The organism is Desulfomicrobium escambiense DSM 10707 (genome assembly GCF_000428825.1).
GTDB classification, from domain to species: Bacteria; Desulfobacterota; Desulfovibrionia; order Desulfovibrionales; family Desulfomicrobiaceae; genus Desulfomicrobium; species Desulfomicrobium escambiense.
This window is the reverse complement of sequence record NZ_AUAR01000020.1, coordinates 24,005-39,769: the sequence shown is the minus strand read 5'-3', so window position 1 is coordinate 39,769 and position 15,765 is coordinate 24,005. Positions and strand designations below refer to the sequence as shown.

Genomic DNA, 15,765 nt, shown 5'->3' with positions numbered 1-15,765 from the left:
AGAGGGAACTACAGGTCGTTCTCGGCCTCGGAAGACGCGGGCACGGCCCTGGCGGCCGTGGCGAAGATCTCCTGCAGCGCCTTGCCCCTGTCCTGGGCCAGCTGCTTCCATTTCTTCTTTTCCTTCTTCACGGCTTCGATGGTCTGCAGCAGGTCCTGGATGGTGTGGGCAGGGTATCCGTATTTGCCGTGCTTGCCCTTACGCAGCTCTTCGTCGTTGCGCTCCTTGAGGGCCCGGAGCTGACTGGAGGAGAGAATCATGGCTACCCGCTCACGGCCCGGACCTGGTCCATGTCCGTGTGGCCGTCCAGGACCTTGAGCATACCGTCCTGCTTGAGGCTGAGCATCCCCTCGACCACGGCCTGGGCGCGGATCTCCTCGGTGGGCTTGCGATGCTTGATCTGCTGCTTGATGCCCGAGGAATTGGCCATGAGTTCGTGGATGCCGAGCCGGCCCTTGTAGCCGCCAACGCACTGGGCGCAGCCGACCTTCTGGTAGAGGGTCCGCGAGCCTTCCAGAAACTCCTTGGCATGGATCTCCCAGCCTGGGCCGAATTCCATGGCCATCTCGTCGAGTTCCTGCTGCTGCGGCGTATAGGGTTTCTTGCAGTTGGGGCACAGGGTCTTGACCAGACGCTGGGCCAGAACGCACAGCAGCGAGTCGGCGAAGTTGAACGGGTCGAGGTCCATGTCGAGAAGGCGCGTCACGGTCTCGGGGGCGGAGTTGGTGTGCAGGGTCGAAAACACGAGGTGGCCCGTGAGGGACGACTCGACGCCGATGTGCGCCGTCTCCTTGTCGCGCATCTCGCCGATCATGATCACGTCGGGGTCCGCGCGCAGGAAGGAGCGCAGGGCCGAGGCGAAGGTCAGACCGATCTTGGGGTTGACCTGCACCTGCCGCAGGCCCTCCTGGGTGATTTCCACCGGGTCCTCGGCCGTCCAGATCTTGCGCTCGGGCGTGTTGATGTAGCTCACGGCCGAGTGCAGGGTCGTGGTCTTGCCGGAGCCCGTGGGCCCGACCACGAGGATCAGTCCGTAGGGCTTGTAGATGAGCTTCTCGAAGGCGGCCTTGTTCCGGGGCAGCAGGCCCAGCTTGTCGAGGGGCAGGGGCTTGCCCGAGGCCAGGACGCGCAGGACCACGTCCTCCATGCCCTCCAGGGTGGGAATGGTGGCCATGCGGTATTCGACGACCTTGTTGCGGTCCGGGAGCTTGATCTTGATCTTGCCGTCCTGGGGCAGGCGGCGCTCGGCGATGTCCAGGCTGGCCATGATCTTCAGGCGCGAGACGATGGGCCGGGCCAGGGGCAGGCGCACCTTGCGGAACTCGTAGCACGTGCCGTCCAGACGAAAGCGGAACATGCAAAATTTCGAGTACGGGTTGGGCTCGATGTGGATGTCCGAGACGTTCTTGCGCCAGGCCTCGACCAGCAGGGCGTTGACCATGCGCACGACCTCGCTGTCCGTGTCGCTCAGTTCCGCGTCGCCTTCATCGGCGGCAGACACCACGTCGCCGGCTTCGACGTCCTCGTCAAAGGCCGCGGCCAGGTCCTCGCCGGCCCCGAACTGCTTGTAGAAATGCTCGATGTACTGCTCGATGTCCGAGGCCAGGGTGACCTTGGCCTGCACGTTCGACGTGCCGTAGATGAAGCGGATCTCGTCCAGGCGCCCCAGGTCGAAGGGGTTGGTCATGAGCACCGTGATGGTGTTGCCTTCCTGGGAAAACGGAATCCAGCCGTAGCGCTTGAGAAAATCGGGGTCCAGCCGGCGCTTCTCGAACAGCTCGAAGGGCGGCTCCTTGGACGCGGAGAACGGCACGAACTCCGTGCCGTAGAAGCGGGCCAGGCTCTCGCCCAGGTCCTTCTTGGCGATCTTGTATTCCTTGAGCAGGACGCCGTCAGGGTCCTTGCTGTCGACGGAAAGAACCTTGGAGAGCTGCTCGGCGGTGATGACGCCCTTGTCGAGCAGGAAGGAATAGCGGCTGCTGCTCGACGCCACGGGCCGCGGCGTGAGGGCCTTGATGCGCTGCTCGATGCCCGGGAAGTCGGGATCGAGGATGCGGACCTTCTCGAAGATGCGGCGCGCCTCGGCGACGTCTTCCTGATGCTGGTAGATGAGGCCGGCGCGGAAGTAGAGCTTGGCAGCGACCTTGGGCGGGTATTGGTTCTCCCCCAGCACCTTGAGGGTGACCTCGGCCTGCTCCTGGACCTTGCCGAGCTTGTTCAGGCTGTCGAGCATGAGCCTGACCAAGTCGTAGGTCCGCAGGCCCTGGGCATAGCCGCTACGGCAGATGTTCAGCACACCCGCGTAGTCGTCCTTGGCAAAGAGGCCCCAGGCCTTGGACAGGAGTTGTTCCTCTGTCAAAGGGGTTGACATGCGTCTCGCTCACCCGTTGGTCGGCTGCCGGGCGGCCCGGGAGAAGGCCGCCCGGAAGCGGTGTTATTTCTTCAGCCAGGCCATCATGCCGCGCAGGCTGTCGCCGACCTGCTCCACCTGATGCTCGTGGCTCTGACGCCGGCGGGCCAGGAAGAACGGCAGGTCGGCCTTGTTCTCCAGGATCCAGTTGCGGGCGAAGGTGCCGTCCTGGATCTCTTCGAGGACCTTCTGCATGGCCTTGCGGGACTCGTCGTTGATGACGCGCGGGCCGGTCACGTAGTCGCCGTACTCGGCGGTGTCGCTGATGGAGTGGTGCATCTTCTTGAAGCCGCCCTCGTAGAGCAGGTCCACGATGAGCTTGAGTTCGTGCATGCACTCGAAGAAGGCGATCTCGGGCTGGTATCCGGCCTTGACCAGGGTCTCGAAACCGGCGCGGATGAGCTCGCTCACGCCGCCGCACAGCACGGCCTGCTCGCCGAAGAGGTCCGTCTCGGTCTCTTCGCGGAAGGTGGTCTCAAGGACGCCGGAACGGGTCCCGCCGACGCCGGCCGCATAGGCCAGGGCCTTGGCCAGGGCCTGGCCCGTGGCGTCCTGGTGCACGGCCACCAGGCAGGGCACCCCGCCGCCCTTCTCGAACTCGCGGCGCACGAGGTGTCCGGGTCCCTTGGGGGCGATCATGACCACATCGACGTCCTTGGGCGGGACGATCTGGTTGTAGTGGATGTTGAAGCCGTGGCCGAAGACCAGGGTCTTGCCGGCGGTCAGGTTGGGCAGGATCTCTTCCTGGAAGACCTTGGGCTGGTACTGGTCCTGGACCAGGATCTGGATCATGTCGGCCTTCTTGGCCGCCTCGGCCGCACTGACGGGCTCGAAGCCGTGCTCGCGGGCCAGGTGCCAGTTGGGGCCGCCGGGACGCTGGCCGATGATGACCTGCACGCCGGAGTCGCGCAGGTTCTGGGCATGGGCGTGACCCTGGCTGCCGTAGCCGATGATGGCCACGACCTTGTCCTTGAGTATATTCAGATCGGCGTCCTTGTCGTAGTAAACTTTCATGGTTTCTCCTTCTCTCGTGGTTCGTGATGCCCGCTGTCGGGCCCCATTGCCAAATGGATCAGTCGGCGAGCTGCATGCTGCGCCGCATGGCCACGGTGCCGGCGCGGATGAACTCCTTCACGCCGAACCGCTGCAGCAGAGCCACGACGGCCTTGATCTTGCCCTGATCCCCGGTGATTTCGAGCGTCAGCTCGTCCGGGCTGACGTCGACGACCTTGCATCTGAAAATATCCGCGATCCTGAGCACCTCGGCCCGCTTGGCATCCTCGGCGCCGACCTTCATCAGCACGATCTCGCGCTCCACGGCCTGCAGGTGGGTCAGGTCCACGACCTTGATGACCGTGATGAGCTTGTGCAGCTGCTTGATGATCTGTTCGATGATCTGCTCTTCGCCGCTGGTGCAGATGGTGATGTGGGAGATCCCGTTGTCCAGGGTCGGGCCGACGTTCAGGGACTCGATGTTGAATCCGCGGCCGCTGAACAGGCCGACCACGCGGGACAGGACTCCGGGTTCGTTCTCGACGAGAATGGAAAGGACATGTCTCATGGCGGCCTCCTAAACCAGCAGCATTTCGGACAGGGCCGCGCCGGCCGGGACCATGGGCGCGACGTTCTCCTCGGGCTCCACGCGCACGTCGACGATGACCGGTCCCGGATAGGCGAAGGCCGCCTCCAGGGTCGCCTCCAGATCCTCGGGCTTGTCGACGAGATACCCCGCTGCGCCGTAAGCCTTGGCCAGGGCCACGAAGTCGGGGTTGGCGTGCAGGCAGGTGGAACAGTAGTTCTTCTGATAGAAGAGCTCCTGCCACTGCCGGACCATGCCCAGGTAGCCGTTGTTGAGGATGACGATCTTGACGGGCACGTTGTAGCTCACGGCCGTGGCCAGTTCCTGGATGTTCATCTGGATGGACCCGTCGCCGGCGATGTCGACGACCAGCCTGTCCGGGAAGGCGAACTGCGCGCCGATGGCCGCCGGGAAACCGTACCCCATGGTCCCCAGACCTCCGGAAGTCAGGAGCGTGCGGGGCTTCTTGTAGGTGTAGAACTGCGCAGCCCACATCTGGTTCTGCCCCACCTCCGTGGAGATGATTGCCTCGCCCTTGGACAGCTCGTAAATCTTCTCCACCACCCACTGCGGCTTGATGGCCCCGCCGTTCTTGGCGTAACCTAAGGGGTGCTTGGTCTTCATCTCGGCCAGGGAGGCATTCCAGTCGGCGTGCTTGTCCTTCCAGTCCACATCTTTGATGCGGGCCACCTCTTCGAGCAGTCCTTCGAGCCCCTGCTTGCAGTCGGCCACTATGGGCACGTCCACGACCACGTTCTTGCTGATGGAAGTGGGGTCGATGTCGATGTGGATGATCTTGGCCCGCGAGGCGAAGGAGTTGACGCGGCCCGTTACGCGGTCGTCGAAGCGCGCGCCCACGGACACGAGCACGTCGCAGCTGTGGATGGCCATGTTGGCCGTGTAGGTGCCGTGCATGCCGAGCATGCCGAGCCAGTTCTGGCGGTCGCCGGGATAGGCCCCCAGGCCCATGAGGGTCGTGGTCACGGGCAGGTGAAACTCGTCCGCCAGCCTGGTCAGCGCCGCCGCGCTGTCCGAGGAGACCACGCCGCCGCCGGCATAGATGACTGGCTGGCGGCTCAGGGCGATGAGCTCGGCGGCCTTGCGCAGCTGCTTGCGGTTGGGGTTCACGTTGGGGTTGTAGCTGCGGATGCTGATGCTCTCGGGGTAGGAAAATTCCGTGACCGCGTTGACCACGTTTTTGGGGAGGTCGATGAGGACGGGCCCCGGCCTGCCCGTCCGCGCGATGTAAAACGCCTGCTTTATGGTCGTCGCCAGATCGGCGACGTTCTTGACCAGATAGTTGTGCTTGGTGCAGGGCCGGGTGATGCCCACGATGTCGGCTTCCTGAAAGGCGTCGTTGCCGATCAGGTGCGTGGGCACCTGCCCCGTGATGACGACGAGGGGAATGGAATCCATGTAGGCCGTGGCGATCCCGGTCACGGTGTTGGTCGCACCGGGGCCGGACGTGACCAGACACACGCCCACCTTGCCCGAGGCCCGGGCGTAGCCGTCCGCGGCGTGGACCGCGGCCTGCTCGTGCCGGACGAGAATGTGCCTGATCGGGTGCTTGGGCAGTTCATCGTAGATGTCGATGACCGCGCCGCCGGGGAAACCGAAGATGAGGTCCACCCCTTCCCGCTTCAGACACTCCATCAGAATCTGGGCACCGGTGAGCACCATGGCTCCTATCCCTCCTGTTTCCTGTATTTTTCAAGCAGGGCCTGGATCCGGGTCTTTCCGGCCAGCTTCTTCTTCTTGTACTCCTTCACCTCGAGATCTTCCGCGGGAGAAAGCGCAGCCTTTCCCGAATAGCGCTCCAGGATCTTCTCGTAGCCCACATGTTCCTCCCACAGAGCCTTGAGTTCCTCGTCGTGACCCATGTGGGCCGCAATCAGTTCGAGGTCTTGCTGTTCCATAGGATGTCTCCTTAGCGTTATGGTTATCCTCATGCCCGGCCGGACAGGACGTCCCAGTCGGGCTCTTCCTCGGTCGTCAGGAGCAGGTTCTTGTGCCGGGACCCGTGCCCGGACTCGATGACCACCTGCTGGGTCTTCATTCCGAAAAGCTCGGCCACAAATACTGTCAACGCGTTGTTGGCCTTGTTGTCAACCGCCGGGGCGCGCAGGCGGATCTTGAGATGGTCGCCGTGCATGCCCGCCAGCTCCGTCCTCTTCGCCCCGGGCTGCACCCAGAGGCTGATCCGCCACCCGCCGTCCTTGGCCGGGCCGGCCCAGACCGGGCGGTCCTTCGCCACCGTCGCCCCCTAGAACATCATCTGCGACAGGAGTCGCGTCATGAAGACCTGGATGAACTTGATGGCCAGGACGACCACGAAGGGCGAAAAGTCGATGCCGCTGAAATAGGTGAACGGCATCCACTTGCGGATCCGGTAGAACACGGGCTCGGTCAGGGTCCGGATGCCGCGCACGATGGGATTGTAGGGGTCGGGGTTGACCCAGGACATGACCACCGCGGCGATGACCACCCAGAAATACAGGGACAGGACGCTGTCCACCACATAGTATACAGCCGTGATCAGGCTCGAAAAAACCGGCATGAAGCCTCCGTAAGAATATATTCTTCCTGCGCGGCGCTGGGGCGGGATACTCCGTGCGCCATGGCCGCGCAAGCGTTAATCGATTATCTCAAAAAATCCCCTTTCAAACCATTGCCGCAGTTCATGGAAACTGTCCACATGGAGTTGGGCGGCCAGTTGCCGGTTGCGGTAGGCCCAGAACGGCACCCCCGCCCGCACCGTCGTCTCCTGGTCCACGGACGAGTCCCCGAGGTAGGCCATGGCCCCCTCGCCCACTCCCCAGGTTTCAACGATGCGCCGCAGCCCCTCGGGGTCCGGCTTGGGCCGGGCGACCTTGGCCGCGGTCATGACCGGGTCGAAGTAGCCGGTCAGGGCGAAGCGTTCCAGGACCAGCTCCATGGAGTTCTTGCGGTTGGTGTTGACGGCCATGCGCACCCCGCGCCGGGCCAGGTCCTCCACCAGTTCGAAGAGCCCCGGCTCGGGGATCATGCGGTCGATGAAGTCGTTGTAGGTCATGTGCCCCTGGACCGCGGCCGCTCTGGTCCTGAGGTCCGGGGGAATGATCCTGGCCATGGCCGCGTCCACGGTGTGCATGAACGCGTACTCCTCATCCTCGGGGCTCATGGGCTCAAGGCCCAGGGTCAGGAGGATGTGGTTGTAGTAGTGGCGGTTGACGTCGCGGGAGTCGAAGAGGACCCCGTCGCAGTCGAAGACCACGCCGCGGACGAGCCCCAGGTCGATACGGCGGGGCCGGCCCGCACGAGATGGCATGGCTACCCCATGGCCTCAGGGAAATACTGCCCGGCGAGCTCGCGCAGCTTGAACTTCTGGATCTTGCCGCTGGCCGTCATGGGGTATTCGTCGAGGAAGGCCACGTACTTGGGAATCTTGTAGCGGGAGATCTGCCCGCGGCAGAAGTCGCGGATGTCCTCGGTCCCGTAGTCGAAGCCCTCCTTGAGGATGACGAAGGCGCCGACCTCCTCGCCGTACTTGCGGCTGGGCACGCCGACCACCTGCACGTCCTTGATGCCCTCCATGCGGTACAGGAACTCCTCGATCTCGCGCGGGTAGACGTTCTCACCGCCGCGGATGATCATGTCCTTGAGGCGCCCGGTGATGCTCAGGTACCCGTCCTCGTCCATGACGCCCAGGTCGCCCGAGTGCATCCAGCCGTCGGGGTCGATGGCCTGGGCCGTGGCGTCGGGGTTGTTGTAGTAGCCCTTCATGACGTTGTAGCCGCGGCAACAGACCTCCCCCTGCACACCGGGGGCCACGGGCTCGCCCGTCTCGGGCTCGACCACGCGCACCTCGATCTCGGGCATGGCGCGGCCCACGGTGCGCGTGCGCTGCTCCATCGAATCGTTGACCCGCGTCTGGGTCATGACCGGGGACGTCTCGGTCAGGCCGTAGCAGATGGTGATCTCCTTCATGTTCATGACGTCCATGACCTTCTCCATGACAGGCACCGGGCAGGGCGAACCGGCCATGATGCCCGTGCGCAGGGACGACAGGTCGAACCTGGAGAAGGAGCGGTGTTCGAGCACGGCGATGAACATGGTCGGCACGCCGTAGAGGGCGGTGCACTTCTCCTCCTCCACGGCCGTCAGGACCAGCAGGGGGCTGAAGCCTTCGAGGATGACCAGGGTGGCGGCGTGGCTGATGGCCGCCAGGACACCCAGCACGCAGCCGAAACAGTGGAACAGGGGCACGGGCAGGCAGACCCGGTCGTTGTGGGTGAACTTCTGGTTCTCGCCGATCCAGAAGCCGTTGTTGCCGATGTTGTAGTGGGTCAGCATGACGCCCTTGGGGAACCCGGTGGTGCCCGAGGTGTACTGCATGTTGACCACGTCGTGCGCGTCGAGGGACGCCTGGCGGGCCCGGTAGTCCTCCTCGGCGGTCACGCGGCTCAGGGCCAGCAGCTCGGGCATGGAGTACATGCCGCGGTGCTTCTCCTGCCCGAGGAAGAAGACGCGCTTCAGGTCCGGGAACTTCTCGCTGCGCAGGTAGCCCCGCTCCTGGGTCTTGAGCTCGGGCACCAGCTCGTAGACCGTCTGCACGTAGTCCGTATCGCGGAAGGAATCGATGAGCAGCAGGTTCTCGCACTCGGACTGCTTGAGCAGGTATTCGAGCTCGGCCTTCTTGTAGAAGGTGTTGACCGTCAGCAGGATGGCCCCGATCTTGGCCGTGGCGAACTGGAAGGCCACCCAGTACGGCACGTTGGTGGCCCAGATGGCGACCTTCTCGCCCTTCTGCACGCCCATGGCCATGAGGCCCTTGGCGAGGTTGTCGACCAGTTCGCCGAACTCCCGGTAGGTCATGCGGAAATTGCGGTCCACGTAGACCACGGCTTCGTTGTCCGGGTGCTGCATGATGGCTTCGTCGAGCATCTGCCCGAGGGTAATTTCTCGCAACGCTGGCTTGTCCATGACTCCCCCTTGGAATGATCCCGGACTATTCCGGAAAGTAGAGCACCGCATAGATGGAGGCCGGGGAGTCCCCGCTGCAGGCCACATGATGCGGAACGATGGAATTGAGATAGATGGAGTCGCCCTTGGACAGGGTCAGCACCTCGCGGCCGTAGGTGACCTCGATGGCGCCGTCGTGCACGACGATGAACTCCTCGCCCTCGTGGCTCGACAGTTTGCGCTCGGCGCAGGCCGACGGCATGAGCTCGACGAAAAAGGGCTCCATGTGCCGGTCGGTCTTGCCGCGGCCCAGGGAGTAGAACTTCATGTCCACGGGGCAGTCCTTGCCGCCGAGCATGTTCAGGCCCGCCTCACGTTCGCCCAGACGCACGATGAGGGGGTCGTGCCCGAGTTCGTCGTCCAGGAAGGTGCCCATGCGCACGCCGAGGCCGCGGGCGACCTTGAGCAGGGGTCCCAGGGACGGGTAGACCGAGTCCTCTTCGAGGGATTTGAGAAAGGAAAGCTGCAGGCCGGTGCGCGCAGCCAGATCTTCGAGGCTGATTTCGTTCATTTCCCGGAAACGTTTGATGCGTCTGCCGAGTTGCTCTTTGCTCATACTCAGGTCTCGCTGGTTAGGGTTGCAGGGACGGGGCCACGATGGTCAGGGGTTCGGACAGCTCGACCCGGACGCCGCAGAGCCGCTCCAGGCCGTCCTCGTCCAGCCGGCAGCACAGCAGGGCGCCGTCCTGACCGCAAGGGGAAAAATCCAGATCCAGGGCCGCAAGCTCCCGCAGCACGTCGGCGTCGGTCACGTACAGCCGCGCGTCCCGGGGCAGGAAGCACAGCAGGGACGGCAGCAGGGATTTCCAGGGCAGCTCCGCGCCGGCCCGCGGGAAGATGACCTCGTCGGGCACGCCGAGTTCCGCGAAGCTCTCCTCATCGTCGAGACCCAGCACCGCGGCGAACCCTTCCCGGGCCGCCTCGAACCGGCCTTCCTGCTCGCGCATGGCCACGAACTGCTCCTCGCGGGAGAGGGCCATGGCCAGCAGAACCTGGGCCTGACGGCGCGGGTCGGCCGCCTCGGGTTCGGCGCCGCCAAGGAGCTGCGACCGGAATTCCAGGCTCGTGCCCGTGAAGAAATTGTCCAGTCCCGCGGCCTGGTAGGCCTTCATGTCCGAGGCGCGCGGAAACCGCTCCCCGAACTCCATGTAGCTGCGCAGCAGCGCGCGCACCTCGGCCGGCGAACAGGGCAGGCCCTCGGGCCGCCAGCGCGGCCGGTCCGTGGCCATGTCCACGCCGGGGTCGAAAAAGACGAGCCCCTCGGGCAGGGGCCCCTGGCCCAGCCTCGGGTGCATCCAGGGAAAATGCACGAGCATTGCGGTCATATGATCTCCTTAAACCGTATCCGCGTCAGAACCCGCCAGCACGAACCTGCGGCATCGCCCGGGGCATAAGGGCATGCGCAGCAGGCAGACGCCGTCCAGGAAGTGCGCGCAGGGCACCTCCCCGGCCTCGCCCGGCAGGGGGACGAAATTTGCACAGTCGAGGCCAATGTTCAAGGCCGCATCCACGCGCCGCTCCCAGATTCGCCCGGCCTCCTCCGAAGACAGGCCCAGGCTCTCGCCGCGGACCACGAAGGCGTCGAAGCTGTCCGCGAGGGCCTGCAGCGCGGCGCAGGCGAAAGCCGTGTGGAGGCCGGGGTTGAGACGCTCCTCGTAGAGGCAGCGCCCCGCCGCCCAGAAGCGGCAGCCCTTGCCCGGCAGCGGAAGCGGCGGGCTCACGCAACCACCCTTCCAAAGGCGTCCGGATGCCGCGGGCATGACCTCAGGCTATTTAGGGAATACATTCCATCCATCCGGAAACCAAGATTTTTCTTCGTCACCCAATTGTTGACCTGCCCGAAGGGCTATGTGTATATGAGGCGCATTCATTTCCGAGGAGGCATACATGTTCGGCATTGGCATCCCAGAGCTTCTCATCATTCTGGTCATCGTCCTGGTCATTTTCGGGGCCAACAAGTTGCCTGAAATCGGTTCAGGTATGGGCCGGGCCATCAAGAACTTCAAGAAGGCCACCAGCGAGCCTGAAGAAATCGACGTGACGCCCAAGTCCGACTCGAAGGACACAACGGATAAGAAAGACTGAATTTCAGACGGTTGAAATCGAAAGAATCCCGGCCTTGGCCGGGATTCTTGTTTTCAAAAGCCCCTACCTGACCCGCACCGTCAGCCCCTGGGCCTTGGCCGCGTCCTCCAGGCGCCGGACCAGGGCGTCCCTGGACCCGGTCGTGATCCGCCACACGCCGGCCAGCCCCTGCCCTTCCATTTCCACACCGATCAGGGCCTTGCGCTCGATCTCCGCGTTCCAGCCGTCCATGAGACGGTCGAACTCCATGGGTCCCATGCTCGAAAGCCAGCCGGAGATGCGGACCTCGACCCCGGCCCCGCTCCCCCCGGCTTGCGCCGGTCGGGAAAAATAGTCCTTCCACACCGCCAGCCAGACCTCGTCCAGGGTCTTGGCCGAGCGAGTCGAACTCCACTCCCCGAGGCTCAGCACACCGTTCCAGTCCCGGCCCTGCGACAGGGTCAGAACCGGCACGTCCTCATCGGCGGCGGCCACCGGGGCGAGCCCCGAGAGTTCCTGCAGGGCGCCAAGCCGCTTGGTGCGCGAAGGCTCCACGCCCGACAGGCGGAGCACGTACGGCAGCGGACCCGTCAGGGTGGAGAGCACGCCCATGTCCCGCAAACGGGTCTTGAGGCCCGCGCCGTGAACCCGCACGTCGAGCGCCAACGTCTCGCCCGTGGCGTTGCCCCCGGCCGTGGCGTTGCCGACGTCACCGACCGCTTCCTTGTAGCCCAGGACCAGGGTGTCCCGTTCTTTGGCCAGGACGCCCATGACGGCCTTGAGCCGCGCCGGCGTCAGCGCCGGGCCAGCGATGGTCTGAGTTTCCAGGGCCAGGGCCTCGTCGAACCCGCGCCCCACGGCCGAGGCCCTGTCCTCGCCCTGAACCAGCGGCACCGTCACGCGCTGGTCCGCCAGAACCAGGGTGGACCAGAGCATCAGGGCCGCAACCACACCGAAAACGCGTCCTTGCATGGATACACTCCTTCGTGAAAATCTGTAGCGCGAGGGTCGACCTGCCGCAACCCGGCCCTTACGCCGGGGACTCCAGGAACGCCCTGGCCCTGGCCGTCATCCCCTCGAAATCCGCCGGGTCGTGCCAGGCGATGTCCCCGTCCTTGTTGAACCAGGTCAGCTGGCGCTTGGCGTAGGCCCGCGTGCTGCGCAGCCAGTCGGCCCGCGCCTGGGCCATATCCAGGCCGTCCAGGAGCACGGCCAGCAGTTCGGGGCAGCCGATGCCCGAAAACCCCGGGGCGTCCCGGTGCGGGCAGCCTTTGTAGGCCAGACGGACCTCGTCCAGGGCGCCGGCTTCGAGCATGAGTCCGATGCGGCGCTCCAGTCGCGGGGTCAGCGTCGCCAAGTCCGTGCGCAGGCCGATCTTGAGGGCGCGAAGCCCCTCCGGGCGGCGGGTCTGGCCGTGCCACCAGGTCAGGGTCCGGCCCGTGGCGGCGAAGACCTCCAGGGCGCGGCAGATGCGCTGCGGGTCGTTGGGATGGATTTTGGACGCGTAGTCCGGATCCACGCCCCGCAGACGGGCGTACAGGACCGGCGACCCGACGGACGCGCACTCCCGCGCCAGTTCCTCGCGGATGCGCGGGTCGACGTCCGGGATGGGCGCCAGGCCGTCGACGAGGCTCTTCAGGTAGAGGCCCGTGCCGCCGACGAGGATGGGCACGAGGCCCTCGCTGCGGTAGGTCTCGGCCCGGGCCAGGATCTCGGCCGCGAAGGAGCCCGCCCGGACGGGCCGGTCCACGGGCAGGTAGCCGTAGAGGGAGTGGGGACAGACGGCCTGCTCCTGCGGCGTGGGCTGGGCCGTGACGATGCCGAGGCCGGCGTAGACCTGGCGGGAGTCGAAGTTGACCACCCCGCCGCCCAGGGCCCCGGCCAGGGCCAGGGCCGCGGCGGTCTTGCCCGTGCCCGTGGCCCCGACCAGACAGACGAGACTCGTGACGCTCATGCCTTGGCAGGCCCCCCGGCGGGCAGAACGGCCGCGCCGGAACGGGTCTCGGCCAGCCGAGCCTCGATGTGGGCCTGGATGGACTCGGGCACCAGCCCCTCGATGACCCCGCCGAGCTTGGCCACGTCCTTGATGATGGAAGAGCTGATGTACAGCCAGCGGTAGTCCGTCATCATGAAGACGGTGTGGATGCTGGGCTTCAATTTGCGGTTCATGAGGGCCATCTGGAACTCGTACTCGAAGTCCGAGACGGCGCGCAGACCGCGCAGGATGGTGTTGGCCTGCGTGCCTGGCACGTAGTCCACCAGCAGGCCCGAAAAGGCCTCGACCTCCACGCGCAGCTGCCCGCGGAAGACCTCGCGGATCATGTCGACGCGTTCGTCGAGGGTGAAGAGCGGGTTCTTGCCCGAGTCCCTGGCCACAGCCACGATGATGCGGTCGAAGACCTCGAGGCCCCGGCGCACCAGGCTCAGGTGTCCGTTGTGGAAGGGGTCGAAGGTGCCGGGGTAGACGGCGATGCGCTCTGATTTCTGCGCCATATGCAAATCCTTGTCTGTCCGTAGAGTTTGTCGCGAAGGAGCGCCAGGTCCGGGTGCGGGGGGGCGTCGAAGGCCAACCCCGCCTCCACCTCGGCGCACAGCAGCCCTTCGCGCGCCAGGACGTTTCGGTCAAGCAGCAGCCTCAGAGCCGGCAGAAAAAGGTCCTTGCCGTAGGGCGGGTCGATGAAGACCAGCCCGAAGGAGCCCGTACCGTCCCCACCCAGCCAGCGCGCGGCGTCGCCCTTGACGATCCGGAAACGCTGCCGCGCGACGCCCAGCTCATCGAGGTTGGAGCGGATGAGGGCCGCGGCGTGGGCGGCCTTCTCGACAAAGACCGCTTCCGCCGCGCCGCGGCTCAGGGCCTCGATCCCCAGGGAGCCGCTGCCGGCGAAGATGTCGGCCACCCTCGTCCCGCCCCAGGCCACGCCCTGGGATTCGAGCATGGAGAAGAGGGACTCGCGCACCTTGCCCGTGGCCGGGCGGTAGCCCGGCCCCTCGGTGGTGCGGATGCGCCTGCCGCGGTACTCCCCGGAGATGATGCGCACGGACTAGGCCTTACCGTTCTTGCGCTTCTGCTCGAACATCAGCTCCGAAAGGATGGAGGTGAAGCGCGCGTTGATATCCAGCAGGTTGCCGCGGATCTCCACCTGGTTGGACAGGCCCATGCGCTGGATGAACTCCACCCGCTCCCGGACCTGATCCAGCTTGTCGGTCGTCTCCTCCAGCAGGTATTCCCAATCGATGCGCGGGGCGGCCAGGGACGGACGCGCCGTCAGCTCGAAACGCCCGCCCTTCTCCAACAGGCACTCGTCCAGATAGTCCGGGATGTGCACGGCGTACTTGAACTTCTCGCGGATCAGCTCGGCCAGGACCTTCTGCCCGGAATGCTCGCCGTGGACCAGGTAGATCTGCACATCGGGATTGCGGAAGTGGGACAGCCAGTCGAGGATCTGCGACTGCCCGGCGTGCCCCGAAAAGCCGCCGATAGTGAAGACCTTGGCCTTGACCGAAAGCTCCTCCCCCAGGATGCGGATGGTCTGGGCGCCGTCGACGATGCGCCTGCCCGGCGTGCCCTCGGCCTGGAACCCGACGAAGACGATGGACGCGCCCGGCTTCCAGATGTTGTGCCGCAGGTGATGCTTGATGCGCCCCGCATTGGCCATGCCGCTGCCGGCGATCACGATGGCCGGACCCTGGGAGGTGTTGATGGCCCGGGACTCCTCGGCCGTCAGGGTGTAGCGCAGGTTGGGCAGTTCCAGGGGGTTCTCGCCGTTCTTGACCCGCTCCTTGGTCTCGTGGTCGTAATAGTCCCAATGCCGACGGAAGATTTCGGTGGCCTTGATGGCCAGGGGGCTGTCCACGTAGACGGGCAGGTTCTCGGGCAGTTTCCCCTCCTTGCGCAGCAGATAGAAGGAGTACAGCAGTTCCTGGGTGCGCTCCACGGCGAAGGCCGGGATGATGACCTTCTCGCCGCGCTCGTAGCTGTAGGCGATGGCCTCTGCCAGTTCCTGCCGGCTCTGGGTCTCGTTCTTGTGGTTGCGGCTGCCGTAGGTCGACTCCAGAAAGAGGAAATCGGCGTGCTCCACGGTCTGCGGGTTGCGGACCAGAAGCTGGTTGGGGCGACCCAGGTCGCCGGAAAAGACGAGCTTGGTCTCCTCGTCCCCCTCCTTGACCCACAGCTCGATGAAGGCCGAGCCCAGGATGTGCCCCGCGTCGTTGAAGACCACGCGGATGCCGGGGGCCGGCTCGAATGACGTGTTGTACTCCTCGATTTTCAGCTGCTTCAGGACCTTCTGGGCCTGCTCCACGGTGTAGAGGGGCTCCACGGGCCGGTCGCCGGCGCGCAGCTTCTTGGTGCTGCGCCACTGGGCGTCGGTCTCCTGGATGCGGGCGCTGTCCTCGAGCATGATGGTCAGCAGGTCGCGGGTCGGCGCGGTGGTGTGCACCCGGCCCTTGAACCCCTTGGCCGCCAGGCGCGGCAGCAGCCCGGAATGGTCGATGTGGGCGTGGGTCAGAAGAATGAAATCGAGGGCTTCGGGACGGTACACGCCGTTCTCGTCCCAGTTGCGCGCCTCGATGACCCTGTTGCCCTGATGCATGCCGCAATCTATGGCGAAACGGGCGTGTTCGCATTCGAGCACGTAGCATGAGCCCGTCACGGTCCGGGCCGCGCCAAGAAACGTTATCTTCATTTCTTTCTCCCTATATTTCAAATGGA

At 65.2% G+C, this 15,765-nt stretch carries 18 protein-coding genes and 1 pseudogene; 1 reads left to right on the top strand and 18 read right to left on the bottom strand.

All coding sequences use genetic code 11. The features are described from left to right. Positions 1-8 precede the first annotated feature (8 nt). The 13 genes and pseudogenes from G394_RS0113880 to G394_RS0113820 form a co-directional block, all read right to left on the bottom strand. Complete coding sequence (locus G394_RS0113880) at positions 9-260, bottom strand: hypothetical protein (protein WP_028578170.1); 252 nt, start codon at positions 258-260, stop codon at positions 9-11. Between the two features lie 2 nt (positions 261-262). Next, complete coding sequence (locus G394_RS0113875; protein WP_028578169.1) at positions 263-2,371, bottom strand: ATPase, T2SS/T4P/T4SS family; 2,109 nt, start codon at positions 2,369-2,371, stop codon at positions 263-265. 63 nt (positions 2,372-2,434) lie between these two features. Then, positions 2,435-3,442: pseudogene (ilvC, locus tag G394_RS0113870) on the bottom strand (ketol-acid reductoisomerase); the annotation flags it as partial. 40 nt (positions 3,443-3,482) lie between these two features. Continuing rightward, positions 3,483-3,971 carry an acetolactate synthase small subunit gene (gene ilvN, locus G394_RS0113865; RefSeq protein ID WP_028578167.1) on the bottom strand — a complete coding sequence of 163 codons (489 nt, stop codon included), beginning with the start codon at positions 3,969-3,971 and terminating at the stop codon, positions 3,483-3,485. 9 nt (positions 3,972-3,980) lie between these two features. Next, positions 3,981-5,669, bottom strand: coding sequence for a biosynthetic-type acetolactate synthase large subunit (ilvB, locus tag G394_RS0113860; RefSeq protein WP_028578166.1), 1,689 nt, complete (start codon positions 5,667-5,669; stop codon positions 3,981-3,983). Positions 5,670-5,674: 5 nt separating this feature from the next. Next, a complete protein-coding gene (locus tag G394_RS0113855; RefSeq protein WP_028578165.1) occupies positions 5,675-5,905 on the bottom strand; it encodes a hypothetical protein in 231 nt (76 codons plus the stop codon). Positions 5,906-5,934: 29 nt separating this feature from the next. Next, positions 5,935-6,243: a DUF167 domain-containing protein gene (locus tag G394_RS0113850; RefSeq protein ID WP_028578164.1), complete on the bottom strand. Its 309-nt coding sequence runs from the start codon at positions 6,241-6,243 to the stop codon at positions 5,935-5,937. A 9-nt stretch (positions 6,244-6,252) separates the two neighbouring features. Further along, positions 6,253-6,546, bottom strand: coding sequence for a YggT family protein (locus G394_RS0113845; protein WP_028578163.1), 294 nt, complete (start codon positions 6,544-6,546; stop codon positions 6,253-6,255). A 75-nt stretch (positions 6,547-6,621) separates the two neighbouring features. Further along, positions 6,622-7,296, bottom strand: coding sequence for an HAD family hydrolase (locus G394_RS0113840; RefSeq protein WP_028578162.1), 675 nt, complete (start codon positions 7,294-7,296; stop codon positions 6,622-6,624). 2 nt (positions 7,297-7,298) lie between these two features. Beyond that, positions 7,299-8,951, bottom strand: a complete 1,653-nt coding sequence (locus G394_RS0113835) for an AMP-binding protein (protein ID WP_028578161.1) — start codon at positions 8,949-8,951, stop codon at positions 7,299-7,301. Positions 8,952-8,976: 25 nt separating this feature from the next. Beyond that, positions 8,977-9,546 carry a helix-turn-helix domain-containing protein gene (locus G394_RS0113830; protein ID WP_028578160.1) on the bottom strand — a complete coding sequence of 190 codons (570 nt, stop codon included), beginning with the start codon at positions 9,544-9,546 and terminating at the stop codon, positions 8,977-8,979. A 16-nt stretch (positions 9,547-9,562) separates the two neighbouring features. Then, positions 9,563-10,315, bottom strand: a complete 753-nt coding sequence (locus G394_RS0113825) for a hypothetical protein (RefSeq protein ID WP_028578159.1) — start codon at positions 10,313-10,315, stop codon at positions 9,563-9,565. A 9-nt stretch (positions 10,316-10,324) separates the two neighbouring features. After that, positions 10,325-10,711 carry a hypothetical protein gene (locus G394_RS0113820; protein WP_028578158.1) on the bottom strand — a complete coding sequence of 129 codons (387 nt, stop codon included), beginning with the start codon at positions 10,709-10,711 and terminating at the stop codon, positions 10,325-10,327. 166 nt (positions 10,712-10,877) lie between these two features. On the opposite strand from G394_RS0113820, the gene G394_RS0113815 reads away from it, so the two are divergent. Next, positions 10,878-11,075, top strand: coding sequence for a twin-arginine translocase TatA/TatE family subunit (locus G394_RS0113815; protein WP_028578157.1), 198 nt, complete (start codon positions 10,878-10,880; stop codon positions 11,073-11,075). A gap of 63 nt (positions 11,076-11,138) precedes the next feature. On the opposite strand, the gene G394_RS0113810 is transcribed toward G394_RS0113815, so the two are convergent. Genes G394_RS0113810 through G394_RS19310 form a run of 5 tightly spaced genes read right to left on the bottom strand, consistent with a single transcriptional unit; the run spans position 11,139 to position 15,739 of the window. Then, positions 11,139-12,026 (bottom strand): hypothetical protein, encoded by an 888-nt coding sequence (locus G394_RS0113810; protein WP_028578156.1) that lies wholly within the window; start codon positions 12,024-12,026, stop codon positions 11,139-11,141. Between the two features lie 58 nt (positions 12,027-12,084). Continuing rightward, positions 12,085-13,008, bottom strand: a complete 924-nt coding sequence (gene miaA, locus G394_RS0113805; RefSeq protein WP_028578155.1) for a tRNA (adenosine(37)-N6)-dimethylallyltransferase MiaA — start codon at positions 13,006-13,008, stop codon at positions 12,085-12,087. Continuing rightward, the gene (gene coaD, locus G394_RS0113800) at positions 13,005-13,547 is read right to left on the bottom strand and encodes a pantetheine-phosphate adenylyltransferase (protein ID WP_028578154.1); all 543 of its coding nucleotides are present in this window, start codon (positions 13,545-13,547) and stop codon (positions 13,005-13,007) included. The genes miaA and coaD overlap by 4 nt, the downstream gene beginning before the upstream one ends. After that, a complete protein-coding gene (gene rsmD, locus G394_RS0113795; protein ID WP_028578153.1) occupies positions 13,478-14,092 on the bottom strand; it encodes a 16S rRNA (guanine(966)-N(2))-methyltransferase RsmD in 615 nt (204 codons plus the stop codon). The genes coaD and rsmD overlap by 70 nt, the downstream gene beginning before the upstream one ends. Positions 14,093-14,095: 3 nt before the next feature. After that, on the bottom strand, positions 14,096-15,739 hold the full coding sequence (locus tag G394_RS19310) for an MBL fold metallo-hydrolase RNA specificity domain-containing protein (protein WP_043776012.1): 1,644 nt from the start codon (positions 15,737-15,739) through the stop codon (positions 14,096-14,098). Positions 15,740-15,765 lie beyond the last annotated feature (26 nt).

Excerpts from the sequence above, each read along its gene's own strand:
- ilvN (WP_028578167.1), bottom strand. The coding sequence starts at position 3,971 with ATGAGACATGTCCTTTCCATTCTCGTCGAGAACGAACCCGGAGTCCTG.
- G394_RS0113810 (WP_028578156.1), bottom strand. The coding sequence starts at position 12,026 with ATGCAAGGACGCGTTTTCGGTGTGGTTGCGGCCCTGATGCTCTGGTCC.
- G394_RS19310 (WP_043776012.1), bottom strand. The coding sequence starts at position 15,739 with ATGAAGATAACGTTTCTTGGCGCGGCCCGGACCGTGACGGGCTCATGC.
- G394_RS0113825 (WP_028578159.1), bottom strand. The coding sequence starts at position 10,315 with ATGACCGCAATGCTCGTGCATTTTCCCTGGATGCACCCGAGGCTGGGC.
- ilvB (WP_028578166.1), bottom strand. The coding sequence starts at position 5,669 with ATGGTGCTCACCGGTGCCCAGATTCTGATGGAGTGTCTGAAGCGGGAA.
- G394_RS0113875 (WP_028578169.1), bottom strand. The coding sequence starts at position 2,371 with ATGTCAACCCCTTTGACAGAGGAACAACTCCTGTCCAAGGCCTGGGGC.
- G394_RS0113855 (WP_028578165.1), bottom strand. The coding sequence starts at position 5,905 with ATGGAACAGCAAGACCTCGAACTGATTGCGGCCCACATGGGTCACGAC.
- miaA (WP_028578155.1), bottom strand. The coding sequence starts at position 13,008 with ATGAGCGTCACGAGTCTCGTCTGTCTGGTCGGGGCCACGGGCACGGGC.
- G394_RS0113845 (WP_028578163.1), bottom strand. The coding sequence starts at position 6,546 with ATGCCGGTTTTTTCGAGCCTGATCACGGCTGTATACTATGTGGTGGAC.
- G394_RS0113830 (WP_028578160.1), bottom strand. The coding sequence starts at position 9,546 with ATGAGCAAAGAGCAACTCGGCAGACGCATCAAACGTTTCCGGGAAATG.
- G394_RS0113815 (WP_028578157.1), top strand. The coding sequence starts at position 10,878 with ATGTTCGGCATTGGCATCCCAGAGCTTCTCATCATTCTGGTCATCGTC.
- G394_RS0113880 (WP_028578170.1), bottom strand. The coding sequence starts at position 260 with ATGATTCTCTCCTCCAGTCAGCTCCGGGCCCTCAAGGAGCGCAACGAC.
- coaD (WP_028578154.1), bottom strand. The coding sequence starts at position 13,547 with ATGGCGCAGAAATCAGAGCGCATCGCCGTCTACCCCGGCACCTTCGAC.
- G394_RS0113840 (WP_028578162.1), bottom strand. The coding sequence starts at position 7,296 with ATGCCATCTCGTGCGGGCCGGCCCCGCCGTATCGACCTGGGGCTCGTC.
- G394_RS0113835 (WP_028578161.1), bottom strand. The coding sequence starts at position 8,951 with ATGGACAAGCCAGCGTTGCGAGAAATTACCCTCGGGCAGATGCTCGAC.